This window comes from Pseudomonas sp. Y24-6, from assembly GCF_020295325.1.
Classification (GTDB): Bacteria; Pseudomonadota; Gammaproteobacteria; order Pseudomonadales; family Pseudomonadaceae; genus Aquipseudomonas; species Aquipseudomonas gregormendelii.
Window position 1 is genome coordinate 46,537 of record NZ_JACBXG010000018.1, and the last position, 18,239, is coordinate 64,775.

12 protein-coding genes are annotated in these 18,239 nt (G+C 61.9%); 3 read left to right on the top strand and 9 right to left on the bottom strand.

Features of this window, described 5'->3' with window-relative positions:
• The first annotated feature begins 183 nt into the window (after nucleotides 1-183).
• The gene (locus HYI44_RS26230; protein WP_225570891.1) at nucleotides 184-1,140 is read left to right on the top strand and encodes an alpha/beta hydrolase; all 957 of its coding nucleotides are present in this window, start codon (nucleotides 184-186) and stop codon (nucleotides 1,138-1,140) included.
• A 100-nt stretch (nucleotides 1,141-1,240) separates the two neighbouring features.
• On the opposite strand, the gene HYI44_RS26235 is transcribed toward HYI44_RS26230, so the two are convergent.
• Nucleotides 1,241-2,434, bottom strand: coding sequence for a Fic family protein (locus HYI44_RS26235; RefSeq protein ID WP_225570892.1), 1,194 nt, complete (start codon nucleotides 2,432-2,434; stop codon nucleotides 1,241-1,243).
• Nucleotides 2,435-3,095: 661 nt separating this feature from the next.
• Here HYI44_RS26235 and HYI44_RS26240 point away from each other — a divergent pair.
• Nucleotides 3,096-3,443, top strand: coding sequence for a DUF6124 family protein (locus HYI44_RS26240; protein ID WP_225570893.1), 348 nt, complete (start codon nucleotides 3,096-3,098; stop codon nucleotides 3,441-3,443).
• Nucleotides 3,444-3,629: 186 nt separating this feature from the next.
• Here HYI44_RS26240 and HYI44_RS26245 read toward each other — a convergent pair whose 3' ends face one another.
• The 5 genes from HYI44_RS26245 to pvdM all read right to left on the bottom strand — a co-directional run bounded on the left by HYI44_RS26245 (nucleotide 3,630) and on the right by pvdM (nucleotide 11,674).
• A complete protein-coding gene (locus HYI44_RS26245) occupies nucleotides 3,630-6,107 on the bottom strand; it encodes a TonB-dependent siderophore receptor (RefSeq protein ID WP_225570894.1) in 2,478 nt (825 codons plus the stop codon).
• 201 nt (nucleotides 6,108-6,308) lie between these two features.
• Complete coding sequence (locus tag HYI44_RS26250; RefSeq protein ID WP_225570895.1) at nucleotides 6,309-7,958, bottom strand: cyclic peptide export ABC transporter; 1,650 nt, start codon at nucleotides 7,956-7,958, stop codon at nucleotides 6,309-6,311.
• Nucleotides 7,959-8,035: 77 nt separating this feature from the next.
• Nucleotides 8,036-8,914 carry a formylglycine-generating enzyme family protein gene (locus HYI44_RS26255; protein WP_225570896.1) on the bottom strand — a complete coding sequence of 293 codons (879 nt, stop codon included), beginning with the start codon at nucleotides 8,912-8,914 and terminating at the stop codon, nucleotides 8,036-8,038.
• A 100-nt stretch (nucleotides 8,915-9,014) separates the two neighbouring features.
• Nucleotides 9,015-10,295: an aminotransferase class V-fold PLP-dependent enzyme gene (locus HYI44_RS26260; protein ID WP_225570897.1), complete on the bottom strand. Its 1,281-nt coding sequence runs from the start codon at nucleotides 10,293-10,295 to the stop codon at nucleotides 9,015-9,017.
• A gap of 29 nt (nucleotides 10,296-10,324) precedes the next feature.
• Complete coding sequence (gene pvdM / locus HYI44_RS26265) at nucleotides 10,325-11,674, bottom strand: pyoverdine-tailoring dipeptidase-like protein PvdM (protein ID WP_225570898.1); 1,350 nt, start codon at nucleotides 11,672-11,674, stop codon at nucleotides 10,325-10,327.
• Nucleotides 11,675-11,896: 222 nt separating this feature from the next.
• Between pvdM and HYI44_RS26270 the strand changes: the two genes are divergently transcribed.
• Nucleotides 11,897-13,525, top strand: coding sequence for a PvdJ/PvdD/PvdP-like protein (locus tag HYI44_RS26270; RefSeq protein WP_225570899.1), 1,629 nt, complete (start codon nucleotides 11,897-11,899; stop codon nucleotides 13,523-13,525).
• A gap of 145 nt (nucleotides 13,526-13,670) precedes the next feature.
• Here the strand turns inward: HYI44_RS26270 and HYI44_RS26275 are convergent, their stop codons facing one another.
• From HYI44_RS26275 to HYI44_RS26285, 3 genes are read right to left on the bottom strand one after another with little or no spacing between them, the layout of a single operon-like run.
• A complete protein-coding gene (locus tag HYI44_RS26275; protein WP_225570900.1) occupies nucleotides 13,671-15,065 on the bottom strand; it encodes an efflux transporter outer membrane subunit in 1,395 nt (464 codons plus the stop codon).
• 7 nt (nucleotides 15,066-15,072) lie between these two features.
• Nucleotides 15,073-17,046, bottom strand: a complete 1,974-nt coding sequence (locus tag HYI44_RS26280) for a MacB family efflux pump subunit (protein ID WP_225570901.1) — start codon at nucleotides 17,044-17,046, stop codon at nucleotides 15,073-15,075.
• Nucleotides 17,047-18,219, bottom strand: a complete 1,173-nt coding sequence (locus HYI44_RS26285; protein ID WP_225570902.1) for an efflux RND transporter periplasmic adaptor subunit — start codon at nucleotides 18,217-18,219, stop codon at nucleotides 17,047-17,049.
• Between the last annotated feature and the right edge of the window lie 20 nt (nucleotides 18,220-18,239).

The window sequence follows — 18,239 nt, forward strand, 5'->3', positions numbered from 1 at the left end:
ACCCTGGCCTTCGTCTGACAACGGCCCCCTGTAGGAGCTGCCGCAGGCTGCGATCTTTTGATCTTGATCTTATCGGTGCATCGAACACCGCTAAAAGATCGCAGCCTGCGGCAGCTCCTACGGGGATACCGGTGTTTTCACATTCTGCGTTCCCCATCGATTATTGTGTAGAAGGATACCCCCATGCCCGTCCTGCCTGAACTTGAAGCCTTCCTCGAACTCGCCGAATTCGGCCGTCTCACCGGCAAAAGCCGCCCCATGCACGACCTCACCCCGGAACAGGCTCGCAGCGATTTCGAAGCCTCCTCAAGCTTCCTCGACACCCCACTGACCCACATCAACTGCGAACACTTCACCCTCCGCGCAAGAGACGGCCACAACCTTCCGGCCCGCCTGTACCGCGACGCCAACCCGGTCGAAGGCTTGCACCCCGTCATCCTGTACTTCCACGGCGGCGGCTACGTCGTCGGCAGCCTCGACTCCCACGACGCCCTGTGCCGGCGCCTCGTCGCCCAAGGCGGCTTCGACCTCCTGACGGTCGATTACCGCCTGGCCCCTGAATGGCAATTCCCAACCCCGATCCAGGACGCCTGCGATGCCGCCAACTGGCTGGCCCGAGAAGGCGCCGCCCAGGGCCTGGACGCCACCCGCGCAGCCTTGGCCGGCGACAGCGTCGGTGCAACCCTGGCCACCGTCCTCTCGATTATCGCGATACAAACCCCCGCAGAACTGCAACTCAAACCCAAGGCCCAGGTACTGGTCTACCCCGTCACCGACGCCATCACCAAACGCCCCTCCCACCGGGATTTCGCCGAAGGCTACCTGCTCGAAACCGCAACACTGGACTGGTTCTACAGCCACTACAGCCGCACCCCCGCCGACCTCGCGGACTGGCGCTGCTCGCCATTACTGGCACAAGACCTGGCAGGACTCGCACCGGCACTCGTGTACCTGGCCGGGCACGATCCGTTGCACGACGAAGGGCTGGCATACGCCGAACGACTGCGCGAAGCGGGAAATGAAATGACGCTGCTGGAACAACCGGGGATGACCCATGACTTCATGCGCATGGGCGGGTTGTTGAGCGAAGTGAAAGGGATTCACGCGCAAGTGGCGGGGTGGGTGCGGGTAAGATTGTGAGCTGTAATCCGAGCGCTGAGAGTGTGCGGGGATATTGGCTAAAACCGCCATCCTCAACTTGGGTTGGCGGCTCTTCTTCTGAATTTTAGCTTCGCGGGATCTATTGAAAGCGGCGATGCAAATCCGGAAATACGTCTTGGGCAAACCAGGCAGGTAGGCCGGGTGTGACTACTCGCGATCTAGAAGTTTGGCTTTCCACCAAGCCTATTTTGATCAGCTTGGACAATTCATCGGTTGCAGGGCGCGGTGTAAGTCCGGTGAATGTCTTGATCTCGCTACGCGGCAGGCTACCTTGGGTTAACAGTGCAATCATTGCGGAGGCCGTTTCCGGGCGGACGCCCTCCTGCAAAAGCTTTTCGTTGTAGCGGAAGGCACGTGTCACCCGCTCGCGTAGCCGGGATGGTTCGACGGCAGCCGTCATGTAGTCAACCTGATCGTGACAAACCTGCAGCATGAACTCGATGAATTCGAAATATCGTTTCTGGGACATCTGTCCTCGTCCATCCAGATCACCCTCCCGTGGTTGGTCGGCCATTGCCAGAGTCCGGTAATAGTCGTCGTGTTGACGGGCAAGCCCACGCGAAAGCGACCAGAGTGTCGGTTCCAGTCCCAGCCTCACTAATTGCAAATGAGTGATCAACCGAACCACACGTCCATTCCCGTCGGGGAATGGGTGGACCCAAGCGAGGCGATGGTGGTAAGCAAGCGCAGAAATCAACTGGCGACGCGGGTCTGACTGACGGCCAAAGCCTTGCTGCAAGTGGCGCAGCATGATCTCAACCGAAGCCGCAGCAGGCGCATCATGATTACCGACGACAATATTTTGACCCGTAACCGAACGCAGCATGCCCGTCTGCATGATCGAACCGTCTGACAAGGTACGCTCGGCGTCAGTGGACTCGCGAAAGAGTCGGTGATGCAACCGACTCACCAACTTCGGTTCAAACATCTCGTCCCAGGTAAACGGCCCGCGCTGTCGCAAGGCTCGCTCGAACAAAACCTGAACCTGCATATGCTTGACCGCCAGGTTTTCAAGCAATTTTCGGTCTTTGATCGGCGCCGTTTGCGCCCTTTGCATGTCAGCGGGCTCGGTGAATTGCCCTTCGATCAGATTCGAGTAGTAGGAATTGGTGATTTGCAGAAGGCGGCTCAAGCGTGCAGCGGTTTGAGATGGAAGCCGTCCGGCTAAAAACTGCGTCTTCCTTGGTAATGCATCGGCGAGTGCGATTATCGACGGTGGCAACGTCTCCGGAAGAATGGGGTCGAGCCAGGTTTTGGATGTGATAAGGGGCATTATGTAATTCTGCCGTTCAAGGTTCACATTTTATTTCACATAAAAAACGTTATGCAAGCCGCTATTTACGTGGTCTGTAGTCGATATCTAGTCGATTTTCTGCATATAAATCTTCACATTTATTTTCACATTATTTTTCAGGAATGCATACACGGAAAATTAGCCCGATGCGTAGGGAGGTAGGCAGTGCGGGAGCAGCCACGCTATACATTGCTATTCCCAAGCCCAACCCTAAAAACTCGCAGGATGATTCGTCGATCCAACATAGCATTTTGTTACAGCGCAGGACCGGATCGTCCCGGTGCGCCGCGAATGGCGGGCTTTGTTTAAACGGCTCCGGGTTTACTTCTCGAAAGCTACAACGTCTTGCGCCTTTGCCTACAGGTACGTCAGAATTCGCCAACTTGTGCGCCTTGGGTGCGGGCGTTATAGTTGCGTGGTCGCTGGAAACAGCGATCGGGTTTGGTAGCCCTCGTACATATGACGCATAACGTCACCTGATCCAGGTGCTTCTGGCATTTGAAATATGGTGGCCGTGCGCAGGGCGCTTTCGAGCGCGCCGGTTTTGCCATATGTACCGGTCTACCAACCTCCGTATGGCCGCCACCTTCGTTTGGTAGCGAGGGTGAGGGCTCCTTTAGTCACATATGGAGTTTCATCTATGTTCAAGGTAACGCCCAACCCGCCGGACATTGATCCGACAACCGCCCCTGATAATTCCGATTCACCTGGCCCCCACCAAACAGCCGCACCCCGGCCCTCGATTGCCGACATCAAAGCCACCCCGCGCAAACTCTGCACGCTGTTCACCGTCAACCCCGAGTTCGACACCGAAACCTTGCTGGCCTATGCCTGCGAATCGCTGGCGTCGGCCAATGTCATGGCCACCGATCTGGTGGATCAAATGGAGGGCAGTTCGCGCAATGCCTTATTAGGGATTGCGCAGGTGATCATGCTGGGGGAATTGGCGGTGAATCGGGCGCTGGATCAGCTTGGATGTTCTGAGTAGCTGCTGACGGTCAAAGATATTAAAGTCAAAATATCGTCCGAACGCGGCCCGAGCCTTCGGCAGCTCCTACGGGATGGTGGGTACACCTGTAGGAGCTGCCGAAGGCTGCGATCTTTTGATGTTGCTTTTAACAATAAAAAAATGCCCGCGTCGAAAGAAGCGGGCATTTTCATTTCAGCCTATCGCTCAGAAATCATACTTCGCGGTCAGCTGCAGGTTGCGCGGTTCGCCGTAGAACGTGGTGCCGAAGTTGCCAAGGCCCGACAGGTACTTCTTGTCGAAGACATTGTTGGCATTGACGGTGAAGCTCAGGTGATCGTCGTAGTTGTAGCGGGTCATCAGGTCGACGAGGGTGTAGCCGCCTTGCTTGAGTGAGGTCTCGCCGCCTTCGCCGCCGCCCACGTCCGGGCTGTAGCTCTGGCCGTAGAACGCGCTCTGCCAGCTGATGCCACCGCCGACGGTGACCTGGTTAAGCGCGCCGGGCAGGCGGTAGGTGGTGAACGTGCGGATCACGTGTTCCGGCTTGCTGGTGGCCAGCGGGAAACCGTAGATGCGCTGATGATCCTTGTCGCGGGTGCGGGCGTAGGTGTAGCCGGCCGAAACGTTCCAGTCCGGGGCCAGTTCGCCGGCCATTTCCAGTTCCACGCCATTGGTGGTGGCGCCGTCGGTGGCTTCGAAGATGCCATCGCCGGTGTTCAGATCGGTACCGATCGATTGCGCGACGTTATCCTGCTCGATGCGGAAGAAGGCCAGGCTGGCGTTCAGTTGACCGTCGAGGTAGGCGGCTTTCAGACCGGTTTCGTAGCTGTCGCCTTCAACCGGTGCCAGGGTCGAACCGTTGATGTCCTTGTTGATCTGCGGCTGGTAGATCTTGGTGTAGCTGCCGTAGACCGAGTAGGTCTCGTTCAGGTCGTAGACCACACCGGCGTAGGGCGTGACGACCCCGTGTTCCTTGTAGCTGGCATGGGTGTCGGTCAGGCTGCCACCTGGGTAGTAGGAGTAATCTTCGTTGTACTTGAACGTGCTCAGGCGGCTGCCGAGGATGAACGACAGGTCGTCGGTCGGCCGCAGGCGGGTGGCCAGGTACAGGCCGTTTTGGCTTTGGGTGCGTTCGTACTTGCCGTTCTTCGCAAACTCCTGCTTGGGCAGGGTGCCGTTCCAGTCGTAGATGCTGCCCGGGACCAGTTCAAAGGCACTGGTGTCGTAGGTTGCCCCGGTCTGGCGCGAGTGTGATGCCATGAAGCCGGCAACCAATTCATGCTCGCGGCCACCCAGGGTAAAAGGCCCGGAAACGCTCACGTCAGCGGTGTTCTGCACGCGATGGCCTTCCCAGCGCCCCCAGTACAGAAAGTTACCTTCGCCCGTGGCCCGGTCGGCGTAGCCACCGCTGGCAGAGGCCAGTTGAGTGTCGTGATCAGTGGTTTTCTGGTCGAAGCTGGCTTTGAATTTCCAGTCATTGGCCAGCGCCTGTTCCAGCGAGGCGAAGTAGGTGACGCTGTCGAAATCACGACGGCTCCAGTCTGCGCCCGGGTTGAAACTGCGGGAGAAATCGGTGCGGCCGCCATCGGTGAAGTAGGGCGCATTACCGGTCCAGGAACTGCCGCGCGGCGTCGCGCTGGACTTGTCGACGCCTAGCGTCAGAAGGGTATCGTCGGTCAGGTCGGCTTCGAGGATGCCGTAGAACAGGTCTTTCTTCTGGCTGTAGTGGTCGATGTAGGAATCTTTGTCCTGAAGAGCGCCGACGAAGCGCCCGCGCACAGTGCCGGAGTCGTTCAACGAGCCGGAAATGTCACCTTCGGTGCGGTAGTTGTCCCAAGAGCCGGCGGTGGCGCTGACCGATGCCTTGAAATCCTTGGTCGGCTTCTTGCGCACCAGGTTGACGGTGGCAGACGGGTCGCCCGCGCCGGTCATCAGGCCGGTAGCACCCTTGATGACTTCGACGCGATCGAGGCTGGCTGAGTCGTCGCTGTTGTTGGGGTTTTCGCCGTAGACACCGTCGTACGGCTGGTTGACGCCATCGTACTGGAAGTTGGTGATCGCAAAGCCACGGGCGGAGAACTCGGTACGGTCACTGTCGTACTTTTGCGTGGTCACCCCGGGGGTGTTGCGCAGCACGTCGCCGACGCTCTGCGCGCCGCGATCATCCATCTGCTGGCGAGTCACCACGGTCACCGATTGTGGGGTCTCGCGCAGGGTCAATGGCAGCTTGGTCGCCGTGGTCGTTGCACCGGTGGTGTAGGAGCCGGTGTCTTCGGTGGTCAGGCCCAGCGCCTGGCCGGAGATGGTGGTGGCACCCAGTTGCAGGCTCGAGCTGCCACCGGACACCAGCGTCACGGTGTTGCCGTTGATCTGGAAAGAGATGCCGCTGCCCTTGAGCAGTTCCGCCAGGGCCTGGGACGGCTCCAGCGAACCGGAGACGGCGCGGGACTTGATCCCGGCGACCTGGTCAGGGCTGTAGAGGATCTGCAGGTTGGTCTGCATGCCCAACTCGGTCAGCGCGCTGGACAGCGGCTGCACCGGGATACTCACTTTTACAGGTGCCGCATTGGCCATCGAGCTCCCCAGCAAGGTGGCGGTCAGCAGTACGCTGGTAAACAGGCTGCGATGCAGCGTCGGGCGCTGTACGGCCAGTGCGAGAGGTGTGCGGCGGGTGAGAGGTCGCATTACTTACCTGAGCTCCTGAAGAATGTTGTACAGATTTTTTTGTTAATAAGAATGATTATTAAGACGGGGCGCGCAGGTAAAACCGGAAAGAAACGTGCAAATAAAATTCGCCGGGGCAGATGAAGCGCTATTTGCGGGAGCGGGCTGGCTCGCCAAAGCGGCGCGAGCAAGCCCGCTCCCACAGGTGTGTGCAGCCGGTTTTCAGGCCGTGACGGGTTCGGTAACCACCCGACCGCTTTCCATGCGCACCAACTGGTCGGCGACGTCGAAGTAACGGTCGTCGTGGGAGATCACGATGATGGTCTTGCCCAGGCGTTTCAGGTCCGGTAGCAGTTCGGTGTAGAAGATGCGGCGGAAGGTCGGGTCCTGGTCGGCAGCCCATTCATCGAACACCAGCACCGGGCGCTCCTCGAGCCAGGCATTGACCAGTGCCAGGCGTTTGCGCTGACCGGTGGACAGGTCGGTGGTGGTGAAGCTGCCATCCTTGACGCTGACCTTGTGGGCGATCTCCAGGCGCTGCAGGTATTGGTTGGCGTCTTCGGGGATGTGCTGGTCGCCCTGGATCACGTCGTCGAACAGGTAGTAGTCGGCAAAAATGGTGGTGAATAGCTGGCGATAGTCGTCGCGATTGTGCGAGTCAATCGCCTCGCCGTTGACGCGGATTTCGCCCTGTTGCGGGGTGTACAGGCCCAGCAGCAACTTGATCAGCGTGGTCTTGCCACAACCGTTTTCGCCGACGATAAAGGTGATGTCGCCTTGCTTGATCGTCAGGTTCACCGGGCCCAGCTGGAACGGCGCCGCACCTTCGGCGGCTGGGAAAGTGAACCGCACATCAGCCAGTTTCAGCTCATGCACCGCCTGTTTGACCTGGCCCTGATCGCTGAGGAGCAAGTGCGGCTCAGGGGTGGAAAATTGCTCGGACAGCTCGGCGATCCGGCGGAACGCGATTTGCGCGCGACTGACGATCGGCAGGGTGCTGATCAGGTGCTCCAGAGGGCCTTTCATGTACAGCAGCACCAGCACAAAGCCGCTCATCACGGTCTTGTCGGCGCTGGGCCAGTAGGTTTGCAGCGCCAGGGCCAGGCCGATGACCACGAAGAACAGCATGGAGCCGAAGGTCTTGGCGATGACGAAGGTGTTGATCGAGCGCACCTGGGTGTTGCAGATGAATTCGGCGGTGGCCTTGATGCCCGAGACGTACATGCGCTGGCGGCGAGGGCGATGGATGCGCAGCTCCTTGGCGCCTTCGGCGATCGCGTTGTAGTGCTTTTGCAGCTCGTCCTCGGCATCGCGGGCGGCCATGAACCCTTGCACGCCCTTGCTCTGGGCATAGGCCTGGATCGCCGTGCCGATCAGGATCGCGGCCACCATGATCAGGAACATCGGCCACGACAGGATGGCCAGGTAGCCCATGCACCCCAGGGTCACCGTGAGCGAAATCGCCAGTGGTGCGAAGGCGAAGGCGAAGTCGCTGATGGTGTCGACGTCATGGGTCAGCACCGGGATCAGGCGATGGCTGCGGTAGCGCTCGATCTGCTCGATGGGGGCCGAGAGGACCTTCTCGCCCAGCTGTTTGCGCAGCTTGGCGATGATGTGCTGGCCGACGTAGTTGGTGCCGATATCCGAGCAGATCGAACTGCCCAGCGCCAGCAGGCACAGGCCGGCGAACAGCGCGACCACACCCTGGGTCAAACCTGTTTCGGAGTGCAGCGCGTTGTTGATGGTCGCCAGCAACACCGTGACGCTCAGGCCGCCAACCATGCCCAGGAAGATGGAGGCGGCGACGATCAGCCGAAAGGGTTTCAACAGGGCGAACAATTCGCCGATGGCGCCACGGGGAGGCTGGGTCATGGAAGACGGTTCCTTGGGTGTAAAGGCAGATACCCAGTAGAACGTCTGGTGCGGGGGTTAATTTAGCAGGGCAGCTCCTACAGATCGCGCACTACGCGAAACCCGATCCAGTCCCCACGCTCTTGCGGGTATTGGCTGTTGCGATTGCCCGAGCGTGAAAACACCGGCGCTTCGCCCCAGTCGTTGCCGCGAATCCGTACGGCCTCGCAATTGGCTTCGAGCCAGGCGCTGCCATCGGCAGGCGCGCCGACGTAGTTGGGGTGTTCGCAGTCCTGCATCCACTCATAGACATTGCCGTGCATGTCATACATGCCGAAGGCATTGGCCGGGTAGCTGCCCACCGGCGAGCTGTAGCTGTAGCCGTCGGCCGGGCCATAGGTGTTGGCGTGGCTGGCGATGCTGTAGGCCTTGCCCTCGTCGAACGGAAAAGGGAAGGGGCCCTGGCTGCCACCGCGGGCGGCGTATTCGCGTTGGGCCTCGCTGACCATGTGGTAGGTCTGGCCGGTCTTTTTCGACAGCCAGGCAACGTAGTTCTTCACGTCATCGAAGTTCATGCACACCGCCGGCTGGCGCGCGCCCTGGGGATAGCGTGGCTTGCTGGCAATGCATTCGCGTCCGGGGCGGGTGTCGCCATTGGCGATGGTCACGCCACTTTCGCGCACGTAGCTGTCCCACTCGCCGGCGGTGACCTGGAAGCGGCTCATGGCGAATGGCTGGGCGAAGGTCACCTCGTGCATCGGGCCCTCGTCGGGTTCGTGGCCGACTTCGTCTTCCGGCGTGCCCATGGTGAAAGTGCCGGCGGGCAGCACGACCATTTCCGGGCAGTCGCGGCAGTCCTTGAATACGTTGCCCGGTGGCGGCGCGGCGGCCGCTTGGGCGGTGGTCGGGGCCAGTGCGGCGATGAGTGCGGTGAGGGCGAGTGCCTTGAGCGGCAGGACTATCAGATTGCTTTTCATGGGTGTCTCGTCGAAAGAAAAACTGAGGGCGTGGACATTCCCTGTGGGAGCGAGCAAGTGCGCTCCGACAAGGGGTACGTGTCATACCGAAGGGCAGGCATCAGACGGTGTTGCCCAACAAGGCCATGAAGCGGTCGATCTCGTGTTCGCTGTTGAGCAGGCCAGGCGCAATGCGAATGACCGGGCCGACATCGCGGTCCACCGAGTCGCACACCACTCGGTTCTTCATCAGCTGTGCGGCGACCTGTTCGCAGTCGCGCCCCTTGACCCGGAAGAAGCTGAAGCCGGCGGACAGGTCCGGGCTCAAGGGGGTGACCAGTTCCATCTGCGGGTGCTCCAGCAGGCGATTCTTGGCATAGGTGTTCAGCCCATGGATGCGTGCCTGCACCTGGGCCTTACCCAGTTCCAGGTGCAGCTTGAACGCCTCATCCAGCGCCCAGCGATGTTCAAAGCTGTGGTAGCCACCGGGGGTCATGATGGTCGAGAAAGCGGTAGCTTCGGAAAAGGTCGGAATGGTCGGCGTCACGTCCTTGAGCTCGGCCGAGCGGGCGCAGATGATCCCGGTGCCGCGCGGGCCGAACATCCATTTATGGGTGCCGGCAATAAAGAAGTCGCAGTGCATGTCGGGAAAATCCAGATCGTCGACGCCAAAACCATGCACGCCGTCAACCACGTACAGGATGCGATCCTGGTCCGCACGGTTGCGGTTTTGTTCTTCCACCAGCTTGCCGATTTCAGCAATGGGCAGCTTCACGCCGGAACCTGATTGCACCCAGGTCATGCCCAGTACCCGGGTGTTGGGGCGTATGCCCTTGGCAATCGAACCCAGCACTTCATCCACCGACACCTCGCGACTGTTCTCGAACAACTTGAGCTTGCGCACTTTCACGCCGTCTTTCTGCTGGCGGTAGTCCAGCGCGTAGTGGGTTGCGTAATGCTCGTGCTCGGTGGTGAGGATTTCCTGATCCGCACGCACATGGATGCCGCCGTAGATCAGCGACAAGCCTTCGGTGGTGCTGCCGGTGAGGGCGATCTGTTCGGGCCTGGCGTTGAGGTAGCGTGCGGCCCATTCGCGCACTTGCTGTTCGCGCTTCTCGGTTTCCCCCAGGTCCCAGTCCATGGCCCGGCCGGGGTTGCGATCAAGGTGGGCGCGATGCCTCTCGATGGCCTCGCGCACGGGCCTTGGGTGCGAAGTCACCAGGAAGTTGGCGAAGTGCAGGTAGTCGGGGTCCTGGTTGAACAGCTGGCGCAACTGCGCCCATTTGTCTTTCGGCAACGGCGCCGGATTAGCCGCCAGGGCCGGCAGGCCTGCAGCGGCACCCAGGGGCAGGCCCGCCGCGAGGATGCCGGCCTGCTTGAGGAATGATCGACGGTTGGTCATGGGTCAGGTTCGCTTTTGCAAAGTGGGCATCAGTTGTTCGCCAGCGGTCTCGACGACTGCTGTACCTGGTCCCACACCCGCAGGAAATTGCCGCCCCAGAGTTTGGCGATGTCGGCTTCGCTGTAACCGCGACTGATCAGCTCCGCCGTCACGTTGCGGGCTTCGCTGACATCTTTCCAGCCGTCCAGACCGCCGCCGTCGTTGAAGTCGGAGCTGATGCCGACATGGTCGATGCCGATTTTTTTCACGGCGTAGTCGATGGCGTCGCCGTAGTCCTTGAGGGTGGCTTTGGGCTCTTCGTCGACTATTGCGTACAGCTGGCTGGCGTACTCGCCGAAGCGTTGCTCCGGCCAGACGGTGATGATCGGGTCGCCGGGCATCAAGGCCATCTCCAGCCCCTGCAGCGGTTGCAGGTCGAAGCGTGCGCGCAAGGCGTTGAGCTTGTCCTGGGTCGCCTGGCTGAGCGGGCGGATGTAGGTCGGGAAGCCAACGATCTGGACCACGCCGCCGCTCTGCTTGATCAGCTGCATCTCTGCGTCGCTGAGGTTGCGCGGGATGTCCACCAGCGCCCGTGGCGCCGAGTGCGAGGCCACCATCGGTGTGCGACTTAGTTGCGCGACTTGCTCCAGGGCTTTGGTCGACATTTGCGACACGTCGATGATCACCCCGAGGTCGTTGAGCCGGTGCACGGCCTGCTTGCCGGTCTCCGACAGGCCGCCGAGGGCGTCGCGCGAGTCGTTGAAAAACGGTAGCGGCCGCGAGGAGTCAGCCCAGGCGTTGTTGCCCACGTAGCTGAAGCCAAACATGCGCATGCCGCGCGCGGCCCACTTGTCCAGGGCGCTGAGGTCGTTGCCCAGCGGGTAAGCATTGAGCATGCTCATGAAGATGGCGAACTTGCCTTCGCCATGCAGGCGCCGGAAGTCGTCCGGGGTGTAGGCGATGGCGACCTGGTTGGGAAAGTCGCGCACCAGGGTGCTGATGATCTTGTAGCGGGTTTCCTGCTCGAATCGCGCCTCGTCGACAAAGCCCGCAGTGGGGCGGTGCGGCGCGTTTTCGCCATTCCAGATTTCCGGCCAGCCGAAAATGGTCAGGGCCGCGCCGGACAGGCGCCCGTGTGCGGTCTTGACCAGGTCGAACTGGCCGCTGCCATCCTTGTCGGCCTCGTTGCCGGCGGTGCCGAAGTCGAGCGGTAGGGTGACGTGGCTGTCGAAGGAGAGGATGCGCTCTTGCAGTTCATCGGCTTGCTTCATCACCTTGACCGGGTAGCCGGGGTTGTCCTTGAACCAGTAGCCCCAGGCCGCAAAGCCGGCTCCGGCGCTGATGGCCAGCGCCAACGGCAGGCCGATGTAGAGCGCCTTTTTCGAACGTGGTTTTGTCATTGCCATCTCAGTCAGGTTCGCCGGCCGCAGGGGCGTTGGTTATCTGGGAAGAACGGTTATCTGGGAAGAACGATTGACCGGTGGGAAAATTTAGATGAGCGTGCGGGCCCATATGGAGATCCCTGTGGGAGCAAGGCTTGCCCGCGATGCGCTTAAATTCTTGAAGGCAACAAACGTTCTAGCTTGGATAAAGCCTGCTTCATGGCTGACACAGGTAGGGCAATGACGATTTCTCGACGATGGTTCATGGCAGGCCTGGCGCTGACCGGTGCCGCCGTGCCTGCGGCTTTTTATGGGCATCGTGAATGGACCCGGCCGGACCCGACGATCACCCCCGGCGAAGCGACGTTCGACGTGGCGGATGTCGCTGGCCAGCACCTGGCGGACACGCTGCGCGGCGTCTGGCAGATCCGCTTCGAGGGCCATGATGCCGGTATCGAAGGCTTGCCCCGGGACGGCCTGGAACTGTTTCTCGACATCGGCCACAAGGGCCGCGGCCTCATCGGTTACCTCGACACCGCCGAGCGCTTGCGCGCCACTGCAGCGCCACGCTACCGGGTGCTGGGTGACCTGGCGGATGCCAAGCCCGCCGAGCTCAGCTGGCGCTTGATCAGCGCCAATGCCCTGCACGACACCCCGGATTACGAATTCAGCATGTCCCTGGATGAAGTCTGGGCGGGCTTCGGCAACGCCGGCAGCGCGACGCTCAGCGGCCGGGTGTTGAACCTGGATCGGCCCTTGATGATGACTGCCCAGGACAATCGTTTTATCGCGCTCAAGCGGGTGTTTCCCGAAGCGCGTGAGCGCACCGGCCTCAACCCCACGCTGCTGGCCTGGCTGATTTCGCCGGAGCATCGGCTGTTCCACCAGCTGTGGCACGCCTCCCGGGACAAGTGGCATACCTTGTCCGAAGACAAACGCAACGCCCTGCGTGGCATCGGCTGGCAGCCCGGGCCGCGGAACAAAGAGCGCGATGCCCGGGGCACGCGCAAGGATCGCAATGGCTCCGGTGTGGATTTTTTCTTCATGCACCGGCACATGCTCGGTACGGCGCGCTCCATGCAGGATCTGCCCTCGTGGCCGCATTTTCCCCTGCCGCAGCCGGAACTGGCGCGGGATCGAGTCGGCTTCGCCCGCTACTTCGACAATCACGATGGCACGTCTTTGCCGCCCACCTGGCTGGCCGACGACGATGCCGAGTACTCGCAGTGGGTGGCCGACATCAAGACGGCCGAGACTTACCACAGCAATTTCCAGGTGTGGGAGTCGCGTTATCGTGATCCACGTTACCTGTCGAAGCTGACACTGGGGCAGTTCGGTTCCGAGGTCGAGTTGGGCCTGCACGACTGGCTGCACATGCGCTGGGCCTCGGTGCCGCGCGATCCGTCCAATGGCCAGCCGGTGCCGTTTGCCCGTGACCCCTCGGACTTTTCCGCGCGCTGGTTTGCCGCAGAGAACGATTTTCTCGGCGACCCCTTTTCCTCCCATGTGAGCCCGGTATTCTGGCATTTTCACGGCTGGATTGATGATCGACTGGAAGACTGGTTCCGCGCCCACGAGCGTTTTCATCCGGGGCAGGTCAGTCGCCTGGAGGTCAATGGCGTGGCGTGGTTTGCGCCGGGGCGCTGGGTTGAGGTGGATGACCCGTGGCTGGGCCCGGGGACTCATGGTTGCAGCACCACACCGGGTTTGCAGGCGGGCAAGTCAATGGAGATGGACCCGGAAACCATGAAGCTGGCGCTGCGCATTACCTTTGGTGAGGATGAGCAGAAACTGGCCGGGCTGTTGCGCAAGGTACCGCAGCGGCCCTGGTATGCGCGGCATTTGAAGGCCAGGAAAAGCCAGGCTTGAAGACCGCTTTATCGTTCATCGCGGGCTAGCCTTGCTCCCACAGAAGCTTGCTCCCACAGGCTCAGTGTATGTCCCCATCATGCGGTACACGCCATACCTTTGGGAGCAAGGCTTGCCGGCGAAGGGGGCCTCATGGACACGCCCATCACTGCGCTCGCCACCCTCCACCCAACGCCTTGTACAGCGCTACACTGGCCTGCAACCGCGCCAGCCGCAGCTGTACATTCAGGTCTTGCGCCGCATACAAGGTGCGCTGGGTCTCCAGCACCGTCAGCAAATCCTCGGCCCCGGCCTGATAGCGATTCTGCGCGATGTTGAACGCCGTCTGGGCCTGGTTCAGCTCCTCCCCTTGCCACTGCCGCTGCTGATCCAGCCCGCGAATGCTGTTCAGGGCTTTTTCCACGTCGGCGAAACCATTGATGATCGCCCCGCGATAGTTCTCCAGAAGCTCTTCCTGGCGAGCCGTGGCCTTGTCACGTTCGGCGCCCAGGCGCCCATTGTTGAACACCGGTGCGAGCAATCCTGCGGTGAGGTTGTAGAACGGGCTGCGCAGGATATCCGCCGCGTGATCGGCGCCTGAACCCAGGTCGGCACTCAGGGTGACCGTGGGCAGCATGGCCGCCCGGGCGACGGTCACGTCGGCCTGTGCGGCCCCCAGCTGCGCTTCTGCCCTGGCGATGTCCGGGCGACGGCTGAGCAGCTCGCTGGGCACGCCGGCGGCGATGGTGGGCCATACCAGTTGATCGAAGCGCTCCTGGCCCAACGACAGCTGTTGCACTGGCTGGCCAAGGAGGGCAGCGAGGTTGACCTGCGCCTCCTGGGCCTGCTGCTGCACCAGCGGCAATTGCCGTTGCTGCGCCGCCACCAGGCTCTTCTGCTGCGCCAGTTCCAGTGCCGTGGCCGAGCCCGAGTCGTAACGGGTCTGCACCAGGTCAAGCACGCTCCGGGCGTTGGCCAGGTTCAACTCGGCGATGCGCTGCTGTTCGCGCAGAGACAAGGTTTGTGCATAACCATTGGCGACGCTGCTCTGCAGGGTCAACTCGACCGTGGCCTGATCGAATTCGCTGGCCTGCAGCGCGAATAGCGCACTGTCGCGAGACGCACGCTGGCCGCCCCAAAAATCGATTTCGTAGCTGGCACTGAGATTGGCGTCGAAGTAGTCCACCGCCTTGTTACTGCTGTCGGCGTCCAGCTGGCTGTAACCATTACCGCGCAGCAGCTTCTGGCGATTGCCATTCAGGCCGGCCTTGAGCTCAGGTAACTGCGAGCCGCCGGCCACCACCGTCTCGGCCTGGGCCTGACGGACCCGGGCCATCGCCGCCGCCAGGTCGAAACTGCCCACGCGGGCCTGTTCCACCAGCAGGCCAAGCTGCGGGCTGCCGAACTGCGACCACCACTGCGTATTGCTGCGGGCGGCGCCATTATTGTGCGGCGATTGCCAGGCGGCAGGGGGCTGCAGGCCACTGTCTGGACGCTGGGCGGGAGTGCCGCAGGCGCTGAGCAACAGGCAGACAGTTAAGAGGCGGAGTGGCGGCTTCATAAATCGATCATTCACTGGTAAGGGCCGTGACCGGGTCGAGTCGGGCAGCTTTGCGGGCCGGCATGAAGCCGAAGACAACACCGGTGACCAGGGCGCAGCCAAAGGCGCCGAGCACCGCTATCAAGGAGAACGCGACCGCCACTTCACTGAGAATCAGCACGCCGCCGACGATCAGCGCCAGGGCGATGCCGGCGAGCCCGCCGACCACCGAGAGCATCACGGCCTCAGTCAGGAACTGGCGCAGAATGTCGCGCTGACGGGCACCGGTGGCCATGCGGATACCGATCTCGCGGGTGCGCTCGCGGACAGTCATGAGCATGATGTTCATCACGCCAATCCCGCCCACCAGCAAAGAGATCGCGGCAATCGAACCGAGCATCAGCGACAGGGTATTTTGCGTGCGCGCTTCGGCCTGGATCATGGCCGCGTTATTGGTCAGTTCGAAATCTTTCTTGCCGTTATGCAGGCGCAACATCAACTGCTCGATGGCCTGTTCGGTTTCCTTGACCTTGCGCGCATCAGCCGCGGCGATGGCGATGTACTCCGGGTTCTGGGTGCCGAACAGGCGCACACTCGCCGCTGAATACGGAATGGCAATGCGGTCGTCGCTGTCGGAATCGCCGGAGCTGGCGCCTTTTTCCGCGAGCACGCCGACCACCTGGAACGGCACGTTTTCGATGAGGATGTACTGGCCGATCGGGTTGGCGACATTCTTCAGCAGCTTGTGCCGCACCTTGTGGCCAATCACAGCGACCGCCGCAGCGTTCTGTTCGTCCGCCTCGGTAAAGTAGCTGCCTTCGACTACGGGCCAGTTGAAGATCGCCGGGAAGTTGGTGTCGTTGCCACCGACGTAGCTCAGGTGGTCCAGGTTGCCAAAACGCACCCCGGCTTCCTGGCCGTTGACCGGCATGATGCGGGTCACCTGCGGCAGGCTGCCGACCGCCTTGACCTCGTCCAGGGTGACGATGCCCAAGGGTGTCCGCGGGTTCGGCGATGAGCCGCTGAGGTAAATGATGTTGGAACCGAATGCACCCATCTGCGCCATGACCTGGCGTTTGCTGCCTTCCCCAACGGCCAGCATCACCACCACCGATGCGACGCCGATGATGATCCCCAGCAGGGTCAGCGCGGTGCGAAAGCGGTTGATCCACATCACTCGCCAGGCGGCTTGCACTGCGTCCACCAGTTCACCTTTCCAGGCGCCAGTGGCTTCGGCGCCCTCGGCCAGGCGCTTGCGCAGGTCCACCGCCTGCAGCGCGCCAGGATTGGCCGAGGTCTGCACCTGGGGGTTGTCCAGGGCGCTGTCGCTGATGATCAGCCCGTCACGAATTTCAATGATGCGCTTGGCCCGCGCCGCCACTTCGCGATCGTGGGTGATCAGGATGACCACGTGGCCCTGGCTCGCCAGTTCGTCGAGCAGGGTCATGACCTCGGCGCCGCTGTGGCTGTCGAGGGCGCCAGTGGGTTCGTCGGCGAGGATGATATGGCCGCCGTTCATCAAGGCGCGGGCAATCGACACCCGTTGCTGCTGGCCGCCGGAAAGCTGGTGCGGACGATTGCCGGTGCGTGAGGCCAGGCCCAGGCGTTCGAGCAGGGCGGCTGCGCGTGCGTGCCTTTGGGCCGCTGGCGTGCCGGCATAAATGGCCGGCATCTCGACATTTTCCTGGGCGGAGCCAGACGGAATCAGGTGGTAACCCTGGAAGACGAACCCGAAGGCTTCACGGCGCAGCCAGGCCAGCTCGTCGCTGTCGAGGCGGGCGACATTTTCTCCGGCGAAGCGGTACTCACCCGAGGTCGGGCGGTCGAGGCAGCCGAGGATATTCATCAGGGTCGACTTGCCGGAGCCGGAGGCGCCAACGATCGCCACGAACTCCCCGGCGTGGATCGACAGGTCGATACCGCGCAACACGTGGACTTCAGGGGCGTCGCCACCGCCATAGGATTTGCGAATGTCCTGCAGGTCGATCAGGGGCGTCAGCATTCAGCCGCCACTCCCGCTGGCCGTGCCGATGAGCAGGTGATCACCTTCCTCCAGGCCGTCGAGGATCTGCACCCGCAGGCGGTCGCTGATGCCAGTGCGCACAATGCGTTGCTGCAGGCTGCCATTTTCAGCGACAACCTGGGCGGTCTGCTGGTCGGCCTGGGTACCGGTTTGCAGGGCGGCGATGGGGGCGGTGAGGACATTCCTGGCCTGGTCGGAGACGAAAAATACCTGGGTGGTCATCTCCGCCATCAGGGCGTTGTCGGCGTTGTCGACGTCGAGCAACACGGTGTACAAGACCACTCGCGCGCTGCCGCTTTTGCTCGAACTGGCCGGGCTGCCACCGCCCTGGCTGGTTTGGTCCAGAGGTTTGGGCGGCACCGGAAGTATCTGCCGTACGGTGCTGCTCCAGCGGCGGTTGCCGCCGCTCAAGGTGGTGAACCAGGCCTGCATGCCGGGTTTGACGTGGCCGATATCGGCCTCCGAAACTTCGGCCCAGACCGTCATCGGCGACAACTTGGCGATGCGCAGAATCAGCGGAGTTTGCTGTTGGGCGTTGAGGGTCTGGCCTTCCCGGGCGTCCAGGGCGACGACGGTGCCGGCCATCGGCGCATAGATGCGGGTGTAGCCAAGTTCCGCCTGATCGCTGCGCAGGCTGGCCTGGGCCTGGCGAATCTGTGCCTGGAACATGTCGATGCGCGCCTGGGTGGCGCGCAGTTCGGCCTGGGCCGTTTGCACGTCTTCTTCGCGGGTTGCCCCGCCAGCCTTGAGCTGCTGCTGGCGCTGGAATTTTTGCCGCGCCAGCGCGTGCTGGGCCCGCTGTTCTTCAAGCTGCGCCTTGAGATTTTCAATCGAGAAGCGCCCGGCATCGAGCCTGGCCTGTTGGGTGGACGGATCAATTTCCACCAGCAACTGACCTTCCTTGACCACGTCACCGACCTCCGCGTGGATCTTCTGGATCTGCCCGGAAGCCTGGGCGCCGACGTCGACATAGCGCCGGGGTTGCAGGGTGCCCAGCGCGGTGACACTGCTTTCGATGTCACCCCGGGTGACCTGCACGGTGGCGAACTTGTCCCGACCGGGCGGGATCATCTGCCAGGCGGCGACGGCGATAAGGGGAATCAGACACAGGGCTGCAAGCAGGGCGCGTCGGGTGTGTCGGGGACGTTTCATGCAGGGTTCCGGCCAATGGA